Source organism: Paenibacillus polymyxa, from assembly GCF_001719045.1.
In the GTDB taxonomy this organism is placed as follows: domain Bacteria; phylum Bacillota; class Bacilli; order Paenibacillales; family Paenibacillaceae; genus Paenibacillus; species Paenibacillus polymyxa_B.
In genome coordinates, this window is sequence record NZ_CP015423.1 from 1,140,558 (window position 1) to 1,160,229 (window position 19,672).

Consider the following 19,672-nt stretch of genomic DNA (forward strand, 5'->3'; position numbering starts at 1 on the left):
CTACATTTCCATGACGGAAGCACAATTCACAGACCGAGACTTCTTTTTCATTCTTTATTTTACATCAACATCATTTGTGATTTTCTCTATTAAACCTCTCAAACCTTGGTTGGTTTCATTTAATTGATCGATAATATTCATAAACTCCGACACAAGCTTGGCCTGCTCTTGGGAAGATACAGTAATCTGCGTAATCTCTTGTTCCATGTTATAAACGGATTGTCTGACAGCTTGCAAGGATTGCTCGATTCGTCCAGTTGCTTCCTTGGTGCCCGTAGACATCTTGCGGATTTCAGCAGCGACAACTCCAAACCCTGCTCCTGCCTCACCCACCCGAGCAGCTTCAATGGCTGCATTTAATCCAAGCAAGTTTGTCTGCTCTGAAATATCCTTGATGTAGCCTGCCACCTCAGTCACATTACCAGAGTCCTCAACCGCCTTTTTCGTATTGCTTAAAATGTCCTCGGCCGTCGCACTAAGCTCCTCCGAATGAGCCGCCACATGCTGAATCCCTTCAACTAGCTTGCTTGTAACATCCTCTGCTTGACTCATCAACTTCTTCAATTGATCTTGATCATCCATACTATAGGTGATGCACATTACTGCCTCGATCTCATTCTGTTCATTCTTAATCGGATGAAAGTAAGCATCGGCAGCAAACCCGAAAACTTCGGCATCATAACGCACTCTGGTCTTTTCTCCGCCTACTAGCATTTTGAAGTTCTTGTGTACATCAGGAAGAGCTTCGCCTGCCTTGAAGTCGTAGACTAAACTTTTACCCGACTGAAAGAATAGAAATTTTTCCCGATCCATTACGGAAATTAAAACATCTTGTCGTGCAGCTTCTTTGATAAATGGCATGGCGGTCAAAACAGCTTCTACTTGATTCATAATATGTATCCACTTCCTTATATTTTGATATAAGTCCTATCCTCTATTTCGACATTTTCATCCCACGTGTTTAGTGAATTTAAAAGATGTTGAGTCCCTAACCTATAAACAATCTCCGTAGTTTCCTGAAGGAAATCCATTTTTACGGCCGGGATACATATCCATTCAAGGTATTGCTTTCATGTCAAAATGTAAATTCAAACAGCGCATGCCTACTGAATAGGCACGCGCTGACGGTATGACTTTTATGAAACAGGTACTAAGATTTAATCCAGCTGCTCTCCATTGGTTTCGATCACATTCTTATACCAATAAAAGCTCTTCTTTCTGGATCTGGCAAGTGTCCCTTTGCCTTCATTATCCTTATCAACGTATATAAACCCATAACGCTTTTTCATTTCACCGGTTCCCGCGCTTACCAGATCAATACATCCCCAAGGCGTATACCCTATTAGGTCTACTCCATCAGCAATCGCTTCTTTCATTTGCTCAATGTGTTGCTTCAGATAATCAATTCGATAATCATCGTGAATGGAGCCGTCTTCCTCCACTGTATCTACGGCGCCAAGGCCATTTTCAACAACCATTAACGGGATTTCATATCGGTTATAAATGTGATTGAGGGACCATCTCAATCCCTGTGGATCGATCTGCCAATCCCAGGCACTTGCTTTCAAATGAGGATTCTTTAAGCCCATAGATAAATTCCCTCCCACCTTCTCTTGGTTAGGATCGGCACTGACACAAGTAGAGGAATAATAGCTGAAGGTATAGAAATCTACGCAGCCTTCTTTTAAGATGTCCTCATCCTCTTCTTGCATTTTGATCTGAATGTTATGATCTCTAAAATAGCGTTTGGCAAATCCCGGATAAGCTCCTCTTACTTGAACATCTGAGCATAGGAAATTGCTTAAGTTATCCTTTTGTTGAGCCAGTAGAATATCATCAGGATGACATGTAAGTGGGTAGGAACACATATAAGCAATCATACAACCGATTTTAAAGTCCTTGTTGATTTCATGACCCAGCTTTACAGCCTTTGCACTGGCAATAAATTGATGATGCAACGCCTGATACAGAACCTGCTCATCCTTCACTGTAGCATGGGCAAGCTCTCCATTCCCCTCCGGCATCATAGCTCCAGCCATGAACGCGCCAAATGACAAGGTTAAAATATTGATTTCATTAAAAGTTAACCAGTATTTTACGACATCTTTGTATCTATTAAAAAGCACTTCACAATATCTCACATAAAAATCTACGACTCTGCGATCTGACCAACCATTATATTTTTGGGTCAAATGAAACGGTGCTTCATAATGTGAGATCGTAACCAAAGGCTCAATATTATACTTTTTCAATTCTGCGAATACACGATCATAGAACTGCAAGCCTTGCTCATTCGGCTCTGCATCATCTCCGTTAGGAAATATTCTTGACCACGCAATGGACATTCTAAAGACCTTGAATCCCATTTCCGCAAATAAGCGGATATCCTCTTGATAGCGGTGGAAAAAATCAATAGCTTCGTGACTCGGATAGTTCACCCCTTCTTCCAGTATAGGTGTAATTCTTCGGGAAGTCGTATGCGTTCCAGCCGTAATCACATCAGCAGTGCTTAAGCCTTTACCTTCTTCATTATATCCACCTTCAAATTGGTTGGCAGCCGTTGCACCTCCCCATAAAAATCCTTGGGGAAATTCCAATTTAGTTGTATTTTTCATTGTTTAATTCCTCCTCAACATTTAATTAAGATCAGACTACGACGGTCAATAAATCCTCTTGATACTCAATCGCCTTCTTCTCTGTTTCAATGACATCCAGGTAATTCGTAGTATTGGCAACGATAACAGGTGTGGTCAAAACATAACCAGCCTCTTTTATAGCTTCCATATCAAACTCCATAAGCAGCTGGCCTTTTTTAACAGCATCTCCCTGTTTCACTTTAGGATAAAAATGTTTGCCTTTTAATTTGACCGTATCTTTGCCTACATGGATGAGGACCTCAACACCGTGGTCACTTGTAATTCCAATCGCATGACCTGACGAAAATAATGATGTTAATACACCATCTACAGGTGAAACGACCTTACCTTCAGAAGGTTCAATGGCAATCCCTTTACCCAGAGCACCTGTCGAAAAGGCTTCATCTGTTACTTCAGATAAAGACTTCACTTCACCTTTTAATGGACTCATCACCGTCTCTTGTTTTACTAAAACTTCTCCTTTGGCTGCACCTGGTGTGCTGTCTTCCTTTTTTGCTTCTTTCACTTCATCATCTTTAAATCCGCCAAAGAACATAAGCAAGAAACCTAATACAAAGCTTACCAGGATACCGATAACAGCCCCATAAAATCCATTGTCTATTCCTGCCGGACTGATATAGCTCGGGATAGCGAAAATACCCAATCCACCAATGATGTAGCCTTTAGTTCCCATCATTCCTATAATACCGCCGCCTACTGCAGATGCGATACAGCTTAAAATAAATGGTTTCTTACGTGGTAATGTAATCCCGTAAATCGCTGGTTCTGTCACACCAAAAATCCCGGAGATGACAGCTGGAATGGAAAGTGATCTCAGTTTTACATTTTTGGTTTTAAACAAAATCGCCAGTACGACGCCTGTCTGAGCAAAGGAAGCTCCCAGCGTAGCCGCAAGAATGGGATCGAATTTAAGCACTGCTAAGTTGTTCATAGCGATAGGAACAAGTCCCCAGTGTAATCCAAAAATAACAAACACTTGCCAGAAAGCGCCCATGATTATGCCTTCAATAATTGGACTTAAGTTATACACAAAAAGGGTTGCTGCCCCAAGCAGTTGACCTGCCCAAGTCGAGAGAGGTCCAATTACAATCAATGCTAAGGGTACAATAACTAACAATGTGAAAAACGGAACCAAAAATGTTCTCACTACGCTAGGGATTACCTTTTTAAAGAAGTTTTCTATTTTTGAGCCTACATAGGTGGATATGATAATCGGAAGAACGGTTGACGCATAACTCATCAGAATGACCGGAATACCTAAGAAAGTGATATATACCGGTGACTCAAATATAGTCCCGCTAAATAGAGTGTATAGTGGTTTGCCCGAAGCTGTTATCGTGCTAAATGTCGGATATACAAGTGATGCACCTATAGCCATACCTATAAAAATGTTGGCATTGAACTTTTTAGCTGACGTATACCCCAGGAAAATAGGAAAGAAGTAAAACAAACAATCACCTAAAGCATTGAGAATTTGATAGGTACCCGATGTAGTGGTCAGCCAGCCCAAAGCTACAAATAGGGCAGTGAAGCCCTTAATCATACCCGTGGCACTTAAGACACCCAACGTGGGTGTAAATACACCTGAAATAGTATCAATGAATCTATTGAACAAACTCGCTTTTTCACCTGAGGCTTCTTCTGAATCTCCTGTCTGAAAACCGCCTACAGCAGTAACTTCAGCATAAACCTCAGGTACATGGTTACCTATAACAACCTGGTATTGCCCGCCACTCTTTACCACAGTGACAACACCATCCATATTTTTCAAAACCTCTGTATTGGCTTTACTTTCATCTTTTAGTTTGAAGCGCAAGCGTGTAATACAATGAGTTAGACTATTCACATTTTCTTTGCCGCCGACATTTCTGATGATGTCTTTTGCTAATGTCTCATACTTCATTGTAACTTCCCCTTTATTTGTATTTATAAAAAAAGGCGAAACCAAATAGATCAAATTCGATCTAGGTTGGTTTCGCCTGCATTACCAGTAACAATCCAAGGGTTATTCAATTTTGTCTTTGGGTCACACGCTGAATATGAATCGTTATATACAGCTTCTCCTCATCTGACAATACCGTATCCAAGTATTTCTCAATCTTCAGCATGCACCCATAGGCCTTTTTGTACTTTGCTTTCACTTGCCTCCACAAAAAATCGTCTTCCAGTTCTACTTTTTCTTTTTTATTTAATCGCTGAAAGAAGAATCTTAAATGTGTAATAAATCGCTCATAACTGATCGAGTGTTCATCTATGGTGGTATTATAAGAGTATTTAATAATATTCAAGATGTCGTGTATTTTTTGAGTTTGCTGAGCAACGTCTGCTACCTTGTTGTAGGAGCTGTTTACTTGAGCGTTGATTAAATGAAGAGCAATATTACCTGCTTCATCTTCTGACAATCGTTTGTCTGTTTCTTCTTCAATAAACTCCAGTGCTTTTAAGCCAACCGCAAATTCTTTGGGATAAAATTTTTTAATCTCCCAAATTAACGGATTTGCATTTTTAAACCCTTCATCAAACATTTTAAATGCATTGTTCATGTGATCTGTAAGCGAAACATATATATAATCGCTCAATTGTGCTTCTAATATGCTTTTTCCATATTCAATGATGTCATAGCATAACGAAACATATTCTGATGGAACATCCTCTAACAATAACTTGAATTTCTCTGAAGCATCTTTATGTTTAAGCACAAAGACCTTTTCAATTAGATGCTCTTCTACTTGTTCGCCTGCACTCTTTTTGAATGCAATACCACGACCCATAACAACAAATTCATCTCTTTTTTGATCTTTGGCTATTATGGCGTTGTTATTAAATATCTTCGTTATGATCATCTAACTGCCCCCCTTATCCCATCAAATTTAAAAAAGGATTTAGATGCTGGGCGAAATTTCAGATAGGTCACAAGACGGTAATAGCCGATCAAATCTTCGTCGTAAATCAAATTCAAATGTATTGATTTACAACTTCACTTTATGAAAACGCATTCATAATAAGAGACAAAAGCCTTACGTTTTCCATCATTGATCTTTAGTGCTCCCAAACCGATCTGATATTCCGTTCTGAAAATGGATATAGTCGGTTAACCACGTCCCATGACATCATTTTTCGGATGTCGATTCGTTGGTCGACGTCATCATCTTTGTTGTTCAGCACTTGTAAGGCTTTATATCACTCACCTTTCTGCGTTATGGCTGGGCAGATATTCATATCATGCAGGATATCGTAAAGCTTGTATTCTAAAAAGAAAAGGCAAAACCCAACACATGGAAATTGAATTCCATGCCTCGGGTTTTGCCTTTTCAGTAACAATCCCAAAATCATAATAACATCGAATTTAAGTTTTGCCAACAAAAATGTTTGCGCTTTCTTTTCCGGAGCAACCACATCAAATACAGCACATTATTATGGTATAAAATGTCATCCACCAATGTAGGACATGTTAATCTTTTTTTTGTTGTTGGCTGTCTGCTCCGTACGTTCATCGGAATACCGATCTGTGCGTTGTTCCCATACTGAAGTAATCACATCGAGCAATTCCTGGTCATTCGCCCCGTTGCGAAGCATCTGGCGTAAATCAAATCCGCCTGAAGCAAACAAACATGTATAAAACTTGCCATCGCACGATAAGCGGGCACGTGTACAAGACGAACAAAACGATTCAGAAACTGAAGTAATAAAACCAATCTGTGCGTTGCTGTCTTTATAACGATAACGCTTTGCCACTTCTCCAAAGTAATCCCGATCCATCGGCTCCAGCTCGTACGCACTCTTAAGTCGTTCAACGATTTCTTTTTTGGTTAGTACCTTTTTGAAGCTCCATCCGTTGTCATTCCCTACATCCATAAACTCGATAAAGCGAAGGGTTATTCCCTGCTCCTTAAAATAAGTAGCCATCGGCAAAATCTCCGAGTCATTAACGCCTTTTTGAACTACCATATTGATCTTGATTTCAAAGCCGATTTCTCTTGCATATTCGATCTGCTTCAAAATAACATCAGGCTTAATCCCCCGGCCATTCAACCGCCCAAATAGCTCGGGGTCGAGAGCGTCCAGACTGACATTAAGCCGTCGTAGCCCCGCGTCATAGAGAGGCTTAGCCTGCTGTCCTAGCAGCACACCGTTGGTGGTCAAGCCGACATCTTCCACTCCGTCAATGGACAGGATTTGGGAGACCAGGTCGGATAGATTCCTGCGCATTAATGGTTCACCGCCCGTGAGTCGGATCTTTTTTACGCCCAGGGATACAAAGAGCTTCGTCAGCCGGTGAATCTCTTCAAACGACAGACATTCATTTTGGGGAAGAAAGGCGTAATCGTCACCGAAAATTTCTTTAGGCATGCAATAGGAACAGCGGAAATTGCAGCGGTCTGTAACCGATATACGCAGGTCACGAATGGGCCGCTGCAACTTGTCTTTCAGTGGATGAAAATTCATACGCCCCCTCCTTTCTAGTTGTTTAGCATCGTTATCGTTATCATTAGCCGCCGCTGACTGGGGGAATGAAGGCTGCAATGTCTCCATCCTGTAATACATCCGTAGACAACGCATACTCTTCGTTTATCGCAATTCGTACAGACTGGATTGGCATATCTGGATATTGATCTGTTATCCAATTGGATAAATCGCCTACCGTTTGGCCCGCCAAATCTGCCAATTCTTCTGTTTTTCCCGTCACCTCACGGAGTCCCGCAAAGTAGTACAGCTTAATCATGACTGATCTCCCCCGGCTTTTTCTTTTGACCTCCGACCCACTGCGTTCCATCTTCCCAAATCTCTCGTTTCCAAATAGGAACTATTTCTTTAATTCGTTCGATCGCGTATTCATTTGCCTCATACGCATCCGAACGGTGAGGTGAAGAAACGGCAATGACAACGGCGATATCACCGATTTGAAGCTCGCCAATGCGGTGCGCGATTGCCACTCGCGTCCCTTCCCATTTCTGTTCGATTTCGCGACCAATCTCTGTGAGTTTTTTTTGGGCCATGGGGACATAGGCCTCATAAGCAAGGTATAAGGTCCGTACGCCTTGAGTCCATTCTCGTACGTGCCCTGTAAAAATAGTCACCGCTCCTGCTTCCGGCCTTAGGACATAATCCGCATAAGCCTGCGGGATAATGGGCTCCGTTACGATTTCAAATACACTCATCTTTTCCACCTTCCAGCCACCGGACAAGCCACTCTCCGGTGACAGACTCTTTTAAATGTTTCTGCTTTTTGTATCTACATCTCATTTAACCGAACAGCTGATGATATAGTTTTTGACCGTTGGCAACACTCCGTACACCGTGTATGAGAAGCCTTCCGTTTTTGAATAAAATCATTCGATGCTTAAAAGCATAAAATTCAACGAAATAAGGGGTTCTTTTTACACGATCTGCTATAAGCCTGCCCATTTTCTCTGCATCATCGAGCGTGATCGGACGTTGTGGGTCTGGAAGAACCTGTACCACGTTCCGTCCGCACAGAGCCGCATACGCCGAGCGACGTGATGCTGTCAGTGCAGGAAACGTAGGATGCTCTCCACAGGTTGGACAATCTTGGTTACGGATGCGGGAAATCCCTATGTCCATCTGCGTATTCTCCCATAGATCAAAAAGATGAACCTTGCGGCGCATCTTATCACGCCTGCCGCTCAGCCACTTCATGGCTTCTGCACATTGGAGGGCAGCTGTCACCTGGACTGCGGGTGAGATGATTCCAGCCGTATCGCAGGTCTGATTGATCGCAGGCAATGATGGCAGAAGGCAGCGTAAACAAGCAGACTCTCCCGGCACGAATGGAAAAACAACGCCTGTGCTTCCAACACAGGCTCCGTAAATCCATGGAATTCCTGTCTTCAGTGCAGCATCGTTGATAAGTAGACGAGTTTCGAAATTGTCCGTAGCATCCATTAGCAATATACTTTTGCTGGCAAGTTCTTGAACAAGCTCGGCATCCAAGTTATCGAGATATGTGTGCAAGCGCACGTCTTCTCGTATGGCTTTCAGCCTTTTTTCGGCTGCCATGACCTTGGGCTGCATTTCCGCAGCGTCCTGCTCCGTAAACAACTGCTGACGTTGCAGATTCGACACCTCTACATAATCCCGGTCAACAAGATGCAGCTCTCCAACGCCCGCTCTTACCAATGTTTCGGCAATGGCGGAACCCAGTGCCCCGCAACCGATAATGGTGACGACAGCAGCGGATAGATTACGCTGCCCTTCGCCACCAATGGGTCTAAATAAGATCTGTCTGGAATAACGTTCATTCATTAGATTGTGTCCCTTGATAATACAGCCATATGACGAGGATCAGGCTAGCCAGCGCCACTTGGGAGAGGAGCATGAATCCAATGGAATATTGGCCAGTAGCGGCATGAATCGTCGATAACAGGATCGGAGGGAAAAAGCCACCGAGACCGCCCATCATGGATACAATTCCGTTAACTATACCTGCTTGTTTATTAAAATAAAATGGAACTAGCTTGAAAATGACACCGTTCCCCACTCCAGCACTTACAGCGATCGCCAAGCAGCCTACTGTATACAGGGTAATCCCTGGTGAAAAAGCCAAAAGAATCGCAGCGACCGTATAAACTGTGAACGTGCCTACCAGCAGGAACAGGGGCTGAAACCGATCCGCCAGCCAGCCACCGATGGGACGGAAGAATGTGGCAATCGCAATAAAGCCTGCTGTACGCATCCCTGCATCCACTTTAGCCAGCTCAAAATTCGATACCAGGAAATTCGGCAAGTACACCGTGAACGCTACAAATGAGCCAAAAGTAATAAAATAAAAGAGCGAGAAAAACCAAAGCTTTTCATTTTTGTAAACCCCTTTGATCTGTTCCATAATAGGCGTCTTTACTTTAGCTTCATGACGATCCCCTAAGAAGAAATTCAAAACGATAAAAACAAGCAGCAGAATGAGATACAGCTTCACTGTAAGGGCCCAGCCAATTTGTGTAGCCACAATAGGGGCCGAGAAGGTAGTGACGGCTGTTCCCAAATTCCCTATACCATACATTCCATTTACAAACCCATGTTTTTCCTTTGGATAATACTTCGGTAGCGAAGTCACCCCAACCGAGAACACAGCTCCTCCAATCCCAAGGAACAAGCCACCGATAATTAAATCCGTCATCGTAGAAGCTTCACTAATGTAGTAGACGGGAAACAAAAGCAAAATAAAGCTAACGAGAAAAACGATTCTTGCTCCAACGATGTTGGCATAATAACCAAGCGGAATGCGCAGAATCGATCCAAGCACGACCGGAATCGCCGTAACCATGGCCAATTTCCCGGGTGGAATAGCAATATCCTCCGTAATGAACGGCATAAGAGAAGAAATGATAACCCATACCATGAATCCAAGAATCAAGTTCAATGTTTGTAGCGGCAACTGCATTTTTCTAATCATTTAACTCACCTTTTCAACGTTTTTTCTGTCGAATTATTGATTTGAATTTATGTCCCCATTGTAGCCGCTAGTTGATCTGTTCGAATATAGGGGACTCCCCTTTACCTGACAGGGGACTCCCTGAAAATATAAAAAGCCGCTTCTATAAGAAGCGGCTTGGTCAATTCAAGAGATAAGCGTATTTAATTTGTCACATAACTTGGTCAGATCATTCCGATTGATCTGTTGCTCTGCCATAGGAAAAAGTACGGTTTCTTCTTTTATAAAATGTACAGTCAGCACTTCAAAGGCCTCTCCCGCGTTCTTGGCTGCCTCTTGAATGTCATCAAGCGTGAGCAAACTCAAATCGCCCTCCGTCTGATGAAGAAAATGATCGATATAGCCCTCTATTTCACGGTGCTCCTCCTGTATACCGACGAGCGGCCCCTGCTCAAAACCAATGTAGGTTCCTAGCATAGAAAAGAAGTGTTCTTCTTCCTTTTCGGTATGTTTCTTGAGGGGTACCCTAAAGTCGATAATCTGCATTCTCAGTTTTTCCAGTTGCTTGCGGCCTTCTTCCAAATCTAGTATTCTGTGCTGCTCAAACCACAATACAATGGCATGCCATTCATCCATCAGATAGGTTAGATATCGATGCTCATTTTCAAGAATACGCATGGCAGGTTTGGAAAAGCGCAGTTTCTCATTTTCCAGCACGCGGATTTCCTCCATTCATCGGCTAAAAATCCAGCATTTTTTTCTTTAATGCATATTGGACCAGTTCAGGCCGGCTTCTTAAATTCAATTTTTCCATGATCTTCGCTTTGTTCGCTTCCACCGTCTTGACAGAGATGAACAGCTTTTCCGCAACTTCCTTGTTACCGTAACCTTTTGCGACCAGAGGCAGAATCTCCAGTTCCCGCTTGGACAGGATCTCATAAGGATCTTCTGATTGTGACGTCGTATCTTTTTTGATGAACTCACGAACGAGAGAAGTAGCCATTTTAGGATGGATATAAGTCCCACCCCCATGAATGGTTCGTATAGCAAGCAATAGCTCCTCATCTGGAGCATTTTTCAAAACATACCCTGAAGCACCATTCTTTAAAATATGAAAAAGATATTCTTCATCATCATGCATGGTCAGAATCAGAATTTTAGTATCAGGGTGGTCTTCTTTAATCTTGCCTGTGGCGATCAATCCACTCTCGCCTGGGGGCATGCTGAGGTCCATGATCAGAATATCTGGACGATATTTAGCTACCATTGTATACGCTTCAATGCCGTCTGCAGCCGTTCCAACAACCTCCATATCCGATTGGAAGTTCAAAATCATGGAAAATCCGCTCCGTACAATTGCATGGTCATCCGCTAACACAATTTTGATCACGTCTTTACTCCTCCTCATGTCCAATCGGAATTTTTAAAAATACTTTGGTTCCTTGACCAACATTTGAAAGAACGCCAAAACTTCCACCTACCAGTTCTGCTCTCTCCTGCATGCCATATAAACCAAGTCCCGTTCCAATAGGATTGCTCCCCTTTTCAAAGCCAACCCCATCGTCCTCTACAGTCAAACGAAGCGTATGATCGTGCTCAGACAAAGAAACTTTAACCATATCTACCTGGGCATACTTCAAGGCATTGAGAACAGCCTCCTGGCAGACACGGTAAATGACCGTTTCCTTTTCACTTCCATATCGCTTTTGGGGAAGATCCGACACAAATTCAACGACAAGACCAAAGCTTTGTTCAACCCTCTTAAAGTGGGAACGAAATGCTGCTTCAAGCCCAAAATCATCAAGTGTGGCGGGGCGTAGTTCCACAGACAGGTTGCGGATATCATCCAGCAATCGCGTCATGGATGCTTCAGTCTGCTTCATGTTTTTGATAAGCTGTTCATCATTCGTCATGTATTTTAACACCCGCAGCTCAACAACCGCACTCATCAATTCCTGGGCGACGCTGTCGTGCAGTTCCCTGGAAAGCCGTTTACGCTCATTTTCCTGCGCTTCAATGACATGCTTCATCATTTTGTTTTGATACAATTTTTCCTGCGTCTGAAATTGCGGAGTCAAGTCCCTCAACATCAACACCCTTGTTCCATGTTCAGAATCAATGGTGTGAAAAGAAGCGGCATAGGGGATCATTCCGTTGCTCTTTGTTTCCAGATAAACCTGAAAAGAAGCGAAATCCTTGGATTCTGGCATATTGAAATAACAATCAAGGCAGGTACGGGGCTCCGTTTCGCTTGTATAGCCCCTGCATGTTCCACACAAAGCTTTTTCCTTCCCTTCATAGAGTTGAATGAGGACGTCATCGCTCACAATCTCCTCCGCTGCCGGGTTCATAGCTAGGGTGTTCCCTTGCCCATCAAAAAAGAAAATGGCTTCTGTACTGTTCTCAAACAACTTCACCATTAGCGCATTCAAAGAGCCAGTCCCTACAGATAATGTCAATTACATCACTTCCTTCCCGTTCAACTCTCCAAATCCCCTATGCGCCAAAGCTTCCAAATCACGCATCATGGCTGCGGTCATCAGCAGTTCTTCCCGAAATCCACCAAGCAGTACGCCCGCGACGCGAGCATCATTCCATAGGGGAACAGCCCCGAGACTCTTGAGCTTCTCGGATTGAACGATCGGGTAGTTAAACAGGTTGTCTGCCCCCACATATTGATGAACAGATGGAATGAAAACGGATTTCCCAGTTTTGAACACGACTCCTGCTATGCCCTTTCCGGATTGCAGTACAATTCGCTTAAAGCGATCATTTAAATTACCGGCTGCATTTTTCCATTTAATTACGTATTGATATTCGGCCGGTTCAACCAGAGCAAGCGCCATGAAATCATAACCGAAATGTTCGCGTATTCGCTCAAGCTCCCTTTGATAATCCATCCTATTATTCATCGCTCTCTCCTAATAGAATTAGGAAAGAAGGCAGAGCCCGCTTTCCTAATTCGATTTATGTCTTCTGTAAAGGATATAACTTCTGCGCACATAATTCAACGGAACACTCCACACATGTACAAGCCGGGTAAACGGCCAGAATGCAAAAATCGCAAAGGCCATAAGGATATGAAGCTTGAAGGACATCGGTACGTCTCTCATCAGTGTCGGGTCGACACGGAATATGAATAAACCGCGGAACCAGATTGAGATCGTCTCTCGATAATCGAATTCTGGCTGTACCGCATTCGTTACGAGAGTCGCAAACATCCCCATGCATACAATGGCCAAAAGCAATACGTTTACGATCAAATCAGACGCTGTACTTAAACGGCGCACATTGCGTATTGTAAAACGGCGAGAGGTGAGAATCAACATACCGAGGAACGTCATGGCTCCGAATATACCACCAATATAAACTGCCCCAATATGATACAGATGATCATTTACACCCAGTGCATGCATCCAGGTTTTCGGTATGCCCAGACCGGACACATGCCCCATAATAACCGGGATGATACCCAGGTGGAACAAGAGGCTTCCGATCATCAATTGTTTTTTTTCAATAAACTCACTTGATTTCGCTGTCCAATTGAACTGGTCGTTTCTGTAGCGGAAAATATGGCCTACAATAAAGACGACCACGCACATATAAGGGAAAATGACCCATAAAAACTGCTCTAGCATCATCATTGCGCGGCCGCCTCCTGTTCTACGCAAGCTTTAAGCGTTTCGCGCAGTCCCTTCACCAGATGAAAATACGGGCTTTCCATTTTTTCCAGTGCTTTAAGCAAATGATATGTGCCGTCTTCCAGGATCGCGATTGGCATGCGGAAGTTTTCTGTCGTCTTCGGATCTTGCGCCCATTCGGCGGCATACAGAAATTCACACATGAGCGGAAGGTAATCTGGCAGCTCTCCATCTGGCATTTCAAGACCGTACATCTCATATAGCACCTTTAACTTGACCAACATTTGTCCCCGTTCTTTTGCATCTTCGAATTTAAAGTAAGTCATATATAGTGCACAATTCTTTTGAAAATCAAAGGTTTCCGTATACATTTCCTGAATCTCTTCCATACTGAACTCTTGCATAAGGGACCAGTAGGTGTTCGCATACGTATATGCCGGATGGTTCGGATCAAACGATGCTTCCAGAAAAGCTGGATGAAAATCCAGCTTTTCCGGGTACATGAGTTGCTGAGCGAAAAACCCGAATGATGGCTTGCATTCATACAACTTCGCTACATTAATCACGCCAAATACCCCCGTAGAAGTTTTCTTCATACATTTCTTTGCCCGTTTTCAAAGGCTCTTCCATCCCCATCGAACTTGCCATACTACAGCCGTCACATCCAGAGCCAGAACCCATGTTTCCCATGGTATCGCCGTAACCAGCAGATCCTTGAGCCCGGTACGGATTCGAATATCCTTCTTTATGTGATGTCGGAATGACGAAACGATCCTCATACTTGGCAATCGCCAGAAGTCGATACATCTGCTCAGTCTGCCGCGGTGTCATGCCGATGCGCTCAAGACGGCTTTCATCGAAAGGTTGTCCTGTGGATTGGGCACGCATATAGGAGCGCATCATAGCCATTCGCTGCAAGGATTCCTTCACAGTTTGCGTGTCGCCCGCTGTCAGCATATTGGCAAGGTACTGAATAGGGGTGCGCATCTCTTCGATAGCCGGAAAGATCATATCGGGATTCTCAATTGAGTCTTTCCCTTCAAAGTAATTCATGATCGGACTGAGTGGTGGCACATACCAGACCATAGGTAATGTGCGGTATTCCGGATGAAGCGGGAATGCCAGCTTGTGCTCAATAGCAAGCTTGTAGACCGGCGAGTTCTGCGCTGCTTCAATCCAGTCCTCCGAGATACCGTCTTTTCTCGCTTGAGCAATCACTGCCGGATCACTTGGATCCATGAACAGGTCGCATTGCGCTTTATAAAGCTCTTTCTCATCCTGCGTAGAAGCGGCCTCAAGCACTCGATCCGCGTCATACAGCATAACGCCGAGGTAGCGAATTCGTCCTGTACATGTCTCGGAGCAGACTGTCGGCAGACCAGCTTCCACACGTGGGAAACAGAAGGTACATTTTTCCGCTTTGTTCGTCTGCCAGTTAAAGTACACTTTTTTGTATGGGCAGCCCGTCATGCAATACCGCCAGCCACGGCAGGCTTCCTGATCCACGAGCACGATTCCGTCCTCGTCCCGTTTGTACATGGCACCCGAAGGACATGACGCGACACAGCTCGGATTTAAACAATGTTCGCAAAGCCGTGGGAGATAAACCATGAACGACTTCTCAAAGTTAAATTTAATTTCTTCTTCAATTTTTTGAATATTTGGATCAAGCGGACCCGTTACATGCGCACCCGCCAGATCATCTTCCCAGTTTGGACCCCACTCCAAATCCATTTTCTCACCGGTTACCGCAGAATGTGCACGTGCCACAGGTGAATGCTTCTGTTCGCCAGCGTTGGTCAGTTGCTCGTAATTATAAGTCCAGGGCTCATAATAATCTTTCATTTCCGGCATGTCTGGATTGTAAAAAATCTTACCCAGTGCTATCTTGGACAGCTTGTTGCCTGACTTCAGTTCTAGTTTCCCTTTGCGGAGCTGCCAGCCCCCTTTATATAATTCCTGATCTTCCCAGCGCTTCGGATAACCGATACCCGGTTTGGTTTCCACATTGTTAAACCACATATATTCCGCACCTTTGCGGTTCGTCCAGGTTGTTTTACATGTCACGCTGCACGTATGACAGCCAATACACTTATCCAGGTTCATGACCATGGCAATTTGAGCTTTAATCTTCAAGCCAGTTAACCTCCTTCATTTTACGTACCGCAACGTACACATCGCGCTGGTTGCCGATCGGACCATAATAGTTGAATCCATAACTAAGCTGAGCATATCCACCGACCATCTGAGTTGGTTTGAGATGAATTCTTGTAGGTGCGTTATGACTACCGCCGCGTGTATCCGTGATTTCGGAGCCTGGCACTTGAATGTGCTTATCCTGAGCATGGTACATGAACATCGTTCCTCTTGGCATCCGATGGCTGACAACGGTCCGGGCGGTTACGACGCCGTTACGGTTGTATACCTCTACCCAGTCATTGTCGGCAAGATCGTGTGCCTCTGCGTCTTCGTTGTTGATCCACACCGTAGGACCTCCGCGAAACAGTGTAAGCATGTGCTGGTTATCCTGGTAGGTGGAGTGAATATTCCATTTACCGTGCGGTGTCAGATAACGGAGCACGAGTGAATCTTGCCCGCCTTTTATTTCCCGATCGCGAGGGCCGAACACCATTGGCGGTAGCGTCGGTTTGTAGATCGGCAATGATTCCCCAAATTGTTGGAAAATCTCATGATCAATATAGAAATGCTGTCTTCCCGTCAAAGTACGAAACGGAACGAGACGTTCAATATTCGTTGTAAATGGTGAATAGCGGCGTCCCTTCTTGTTCGATCCAGTGAATACTGGTGTCGGTATAACTTCCCGTGGCTGCGCCGTTATACTTTGGAAAGTGATCCTTTCCGCTGCCCGATCGGCCGAGATATCTTTGAGTTCCACACCGTGAAGCTCTTCTGCCTGCTCATAAGCCTTTTGCGACACCCGTCCATTAGTCGCGGATGAAAGGTGCAGAATTGCATTGGCTACTTGGCGAGCTGTCTGGATTTTGGGCAGCCCGTCTTTAATGGATTCATCGTAGTAAACTCCGTTCAACTTTTTCATTTCCTCATATTCGTCCGCTACGGAGAAGCTGACGCCATGCGCACCTGCTTTCCCACTAGTCAAATTCGGACCGAGTGAGATAAATTTATCGTGAATTTTAGTATAATCGCGTTCGATGATGCTGAAATTCGGCATGGTTTTACCCGGAGTCGCTTCAATCTCGCCCTTCGTCCAATCCTTTACAAGACCCATCGGCTGTGAAATTTCGCCTATACTATCGTGTGCGAGCGGCGCAGTCACAAGGTCTTTATATATGCCTGGCAGGTACTCTTTTGCCATATCGGAAAAGACTTCGGAAAGCTGGCGGTAAATATCCCAGTCCGCGCGGGATTCCCACAGAGGGTTTACAGCCGGATTAAACGGATGCACGAAAGGATGCATGTCTGTTGACGACAAGTCTGTTTTTTCGTACCAGGTTGCCGCCGGAAGCACGATGTCCGCGTACAATGGAGTTGTTGTCATCCGGAAATCAAGTGCTACCATCAAATCAAGCTTTCCTTCTACATCTTCTCTCCAGACAATTTCCTCAGGTTTCTGTTCTTCGTTCGGCCGGGCAAGCAGGGCATCAGATGCTCCGAGTAAATGTTTCATGAAATACTCTTGTCCCTTCGCCGAACTGGAAATCAGATTTGACCGCCAAACAAAGAGTGAACGCGGGAAGTTCTCGGCTGCCCCAGGATCTTCTACAGCGAAGCGTGTCTTACGTGATTTAATCTCTTCCACAGAATGATTGATGATGTCCTCGTTCGACTTCTTGCCTAATTGTGCAGCCTCTTCGGCGAACAACAGACTGTTTTTATTAAACTGTGGATAAGAAGGCAGCCAACCCAGACGTGCTGCGAGCACGTTGTAGTCTGCTGGATGTCTGTAACTGACATCCCCGCCAATCGGTGACTTCAAGGTGTCTGTTCCACTTTCTTCGTAACGCCACTGCTCTGTTGCAAAGTAGAAAAACGATGTAGCATTTTGCTGCCGAGCCGCCCCTTGCCAGTCTTTTGCAAAAGCAATCGTTGACCAGCCTTCGATTGGGCGGAGCTTTTCTTGACCCACATAATGCGCCCAGCCTCCACCGTTTACACCTTGGGAAGCAGTCAACACGACAAGATTCAAGATGGATCGATAGATCGTGTCACTATTGAACCAGTGGTTGATACCCGCACCCATAATAATCATGGAGCGACCTTTAGTATCGATAGCATTTTGGGCAAATTCCCGAGCAATCTGTACCACAACAGACGCCTTCACACCTGTGATCTTCTCCTGCCAGGCAGGGGTATAATGCGAAGCTTCGTCGTAATAATTTTTGGCGTTATGAGAGCTGTCATTGCGTGCGACACCGTACTGGCTCATCATCAAATCGTACACAGTTGCTACGTAACGTTCCGAGCCATCTGCCATGCGTACTTTTTTGGCCGGAATTACACGTTTGAACGTTCCATTACCGGCGTTATCAAAGTAAGGGAATACGATTTCTTCCCATTGCTCGCCATGACCTTCCACAGTGAGCGCGGGCTCAACCTTTGTTCCATCTTCCCGTTCCAGAATCAGGTTCCATTTCTTATCCTGCTCCCAGCGCTGTCCCATCGTACCGTTCGGGACCAGCATTTCCCCCGCCGCTTCGTCATATATGACCGGCTTCCAGTCCGCATGCGGCGAAGCATCCCCCAGGTCACTCGCCCGTAGAAAACGTCCACCTTTCCAGGCTCCCTCGTGTGGATCAAGCAGAATCATAAACGGCATATCCGTATATTGTTTGGCATAGTTAATGAACATCGGTTCTTGGCGATCTTTGTAAAACTCATCCAAAATAACATGCGTCATAGCCTGGGCTACGGCAGCATCTGTACCCGGATTTGGGGCAAGCCAGTTGTCAGCGAACTTCACATTCTCCGCCAAGTCGGGAGCCACTGATACGACTTTTGTTCCCTTATATCGTACTTCCGTCATAAAATGAGCATCTGGCGTCCGGGTAAGCGGTACGTTCGATCCCCACATAATCAGGTAACCCGCATTGTACCAATCAGAAGATTCCGGTACATCCGTCTGCTCACCCCAAATTTGAGGAGATGAAGGAGGAAGATCGGCATACCAGTCATAAAAACTCAACATCTGCCCACCCAGTAGCGAAATGAATCGGGCTCCTGAAGCGTAGCTTATCATTGACATCGCCGGGATTGGCGTAAAGCCCGCAATCCGGTCAGGACCGTATTTACGAATGGTATAGATGAGTTGTGCCGAGATCAGACGCAGGACATCGTCCCAAGTGACACGGACATGACCGCCTTTTCCGCGAGCTGATTTGTAGAGCTTGGCTTTCTCTGGATCTTCCACAATGCTTGCCCATGCTTCCACCGGATTGGTATGCTCCTGGATGGCCGCCTGCCAAAGCCGCAACAGCTTACCGCGCATATAGGGATATTTAACGCGTAATGGACTGTATTCATACCAGGAAAATGTAGCCCCACGCGGGCATCCCCGCGGTTCAAATTCTGGCATATCTACACCGCAGGAAGGATAATCGATCTGTTGATTTTCCCAGGTAATGATGCCGTTTTTGACAAAAACCTTCCAACTACAGGAACCGGTGCAGTTCACTCCGTGAGTCGTCCGAACCACTTTGTCGTGAGACCAACGCTGACGATACACGTTTTCCCATTCTCTATTTTTTTCCTCAAGGATTGACCAATTTCCCGAATAGCTTTCGATCGGTTTAAAAAAGTTGAGGTTGTATTTCTTTTTCATCGATGACCAACACTCCTTTTTAGAAAGAATCATCCCCACGCAAGTTCCAAGGGAAGACTCATTCGCTTACTCTCATTATGTAATTCATTCATCTCTGTTCCCATTAGGGAATGTCCTATAGCGCTACAGGAAATCCCTCGTTCTATGGAAAGATACAAAAAAGCCTCCCCCTGCTACAGGGAAG

Annotated in this window: 17 protein-coding genes; all 17 read right to left on the minus strand. The window is 44.7% G+C overall.

The annotated features are described in order from the left end of the window. Positions 1-54: 54 nt before the first annotated feature. Complete coding sequence (locus tag AOU00_RS05150; protein WP_061829636.1) at positions 55-891, minus strand: methyl-accepting chemotaxis protein; 837 nt, start codon at positions 889-891, stop codon at positions 55-57. 266 nt (positions 892-1,157) lie between these two features. After that, a complete protein-coding gene (locus AOU00_RS05155) occupies positions 1,158-2,615 on the minus strand; it encodes a glycoside hydrolase family 1 protein (protein ID WP_069290089.1) in 1,458 nt (485 codons plus the stop codon). Between the two features lie 31 nt (positions 2,616-2,646). After that, positions 2,647-4,560: a beta-glucoside-specific PTS transporter subunit IIABC gene (locus tag AOU00_RS05160; protein WP_069290090.1), complete on the minus strand. Its 1,914-nt coding sequence runs from the start codon at positions 4,558-4,560 to the stop codon at positions 2,647-2,649. 106 nt (positions 4,561-4,666) lie between these two features. After that, positions 4,667-5,500 carry a BglG family transcription antiterminator LicT gene (licT, locus tag AOU00_RS05165; protein WP_069290091.1) on the minus strand — a complete coding sequence of 278 codons (834 nt, stop codon included), beginning with the start codon at positions 5,498-5,500 and terminating at the stop codon, positions 4,667-4,669. 586 nt (positions 5,501-6,086) lie between these two features. Next, positions 6,087-7,103 (minus strand): GTP 3',8-cyclase MoaA, encoded by a 1,017-nt coding sequence (moaA, locus tag AOU00_RS05175; protein WP_069290093.1) that lies wholly within the window; start codon positions 7,101-7,103, stop codon positions 6,087-6,089. 43 nt (positions 7,104-7,146) lie between these two features. Continuing rightward, positions 7,147-7,380, minus strand: a complete 234-nt coding sequence (locus AOU00_RS05180; protein ID WP_069290094.1) for a MoaD/ThiS family protein — start codon at positions 7,378-7,380, stop codon at positions 7,147-7,149. Then, positions 7,373-7,816 carry a molybdenum cofactor biosynthesis protein MoaE gene (locus tag AOU00_RS05185; RefSeq protein WP_039274531.1) on the minus strand — a complete coding sequence of 148 codons (444 nt, stop codon included), beginning with the start codon at positions 7,814-7,816 and terminating at the stop codon, positions 7,373-7,375. Before AOU00_RS05185 ends, AOU00_RS05180 begins: the two co-directional genes overlap by 8 nt. A gap of 85 nt (positions 7,817-7,901) precedes the next feature. Then, on the minus strand, positions 7,902-8,921 hold the full coding sequence (locus tag AOU00_RS05190; RefSeq protein WP_069290095.1) for a ThiF family adenylyltransferase: 1,020 nt from the start codon (positions 8,919-8,921) through the stop codon (positions 7,902-7,904). Further along, entirely contained in the window at positions 8,914-10,068 is a 1,155-nt protein-coding gene (locus AOU00_RS05195; protein WP_013311332.1) for a nitrate/nitrite transporter, read from the minus strand. The genes AOU00_RS05190 and AOU00_RS05195 overlap by 8 nt, the downstream gene beginning before the upstream one ends. Before the next feature lie 165 nt (positions 10,069-10,233). Further along, the gene (locus tag AOU00_RS05200; RefSeq protein ID WP_172828330.1) at positions 10,234-10,764 is read right to left on the minus strand and encodes a hemerythrin domain-containing protein; all 531 of its coding nucleotides are present in this window, start codon (positions 10,762-10,764) and stop codon (positions 10,234-10,236) included. A 22-nt stretch (positions 10,765-10,786) separates the two neighbouring features. Continuing rightward, positions 10,787-11,434, minus strand: a complete 648-nt coding sequence (locus AOU00_RS05205; protein ID WP_023989699.1) for a response regulator transcription factor — start codon at positions 11,432-11,434, stop codon at positions 10,787-10,789. 7 nt (positions 11,435-11,441) lie between these two features. Beyond that, on the minus strand, positions 11,442-12,506 hold the full coding sequence (locus AOU00_RS05210) for a PAS domain-containing sensor histidine kinase (RefSeq protein WP_039274412.1): 1,065 nt from the start codon (positions 12,504-12,506) through the stop codon (positions 11,442-11,444). Further along, positions 12,507-12,959 (minus strand): GAF domain-containing protein, encoded by a 453-nt coding sequence (locus AOU00_RS05215; RefSeq protein ID WP_029515512.1) that lies wholly within the window; start codon positions 12,957-12,959, stop codon positions 12,507-12,509. Between the two features lie 45 nt (positions 12,960-13,004). Next, positions 13,005-13,688, minus strand: coding sequence for a respiratory nitrate reductase subunit gamma (gene narI / locus AOU00_RS05220; protein ID WP_081330765.1), 684 nt, complete (start codon positions 13,686-13,688; stop codon positions 13,005-13,007). Next, on the minus strand, positions 13,688-14,254 hold the full coding sequence (narJ, locus tag AOU00_RS05225; protein ID WP_039274409.1) for a nitrate reductase molybdenum cofactor assembly chaperone: 567 nt from the start codon (positions 14,252-14,254) through the stop codon (positions 13,688-13,690). Before narJ ends, narI begins: the two co-directional genes overlap by 1 nt. After that, entirely contained in the window at positions 14,247-15,824 is a 1,578-nt protein-coding gene (narH, locus tag AOU00_RS05230; RefSeq protein ID WP_069290098.1) for a nitrate reductase subunit beta, read from the minus strand. Before narH ends, narJ begins: the two co-directional genes overlap by 8 nt. After that, positions 15,814-19,488 (minus strand): nitrate reductase subunit alpha, encoded by a 3,675-nt coding sequence (locus AOU00_RS05235; RefSeq protein ID WP_069290099.1) that lies wholly within the window; start codon positions 19,486-19,488, stop codon positions 15,814-15,816. Before AOU00_RS05235 ends, narH begins: the two co-directional genes overlap by 11 nt. Positions 19,489-19,672: the final 184 nt, after the last annotated feature.

Coding starts and splice junctions, on each gene's coding strand:
- AOU00_RS05160 (WP_069290090.1), bottom strand. CDS start 4,560: ATGAAGTATGAGACATTAGCAAAAGACATCATCAGAAATGTCGGCGGC.
- AOU00_RS05155 (WP_069290089.1), bottom strand. CDS start 2,615: ATGAAAAATACAACTAAATTGGAATTTCCCCAAGGATTTTTATGGGGA.
- AOU00_RS05150 (WP_061829636.1), bottom strand. CDS start 891: ATGAATCAAGTAGAAGCTGTTTTGACCGCCATGCCATTTATCAAAGAA.
- narI (WP_081330765.1), bottom strand. CDS start 13,688: ATGATGCTAGAGCAGTTTTTATGGGTCATTTTCCCTTATATGTGCGTG.
- licT (WP_069290091.1), bottom strand. CDS start 5,500: ATGATCATAACGAAGATATTTAATAACAACGCCATAATAGCCAAAGAT.
- AOU00_RS05215 (WP_029515512.1), bottom strand. CDS start 12,959: ATGAATAATAGGATGGATTATCAAAGGGAGCTTGAGCGAATACGCGAA.
- AOU00_RS05195 (WP_013311332.1), bottom strand. CDS start 10,068: ATGATTAGAAAAATGCAGTTGCCGCTACAAACATTGAACTTGATTCTT.
- AOU00_RS05180 (WP_069290094.1), bottom strand. CDS start 7,380: ATGATTAAGCTGTACTACTTTGCGGGACTCCGTGAGGTGACGGGAAAA.
- AOU00_RS05235 (WP_069290099.1), bottom strand. CDS start 19,488: ATGAAAAAGAAATACAACCTCAACTTTTTTAAACCGATCGAAAGCTAT.
- AOU00_RS05190 (WP_069290095.1), bottom strand. CDS start 8,921: ATGAATGAACGTTATTCCAGACAGATCTTATTTAGACCCATTGGTGGC.
- AOU00_RS05185 (WP_039274531.1), bottom strand. CDS start 7,816: ATGAGTGTATTTGAAATCGTAACGGAGCCCATTATCCCGCAGGCTTAT.
- moaA (WP_069290093.1), bottom strand. CDS start 7,103: ATGAATTTTCATCCACTGAAAGACAAGTTGCAGCGGCCCATTCGTGAC.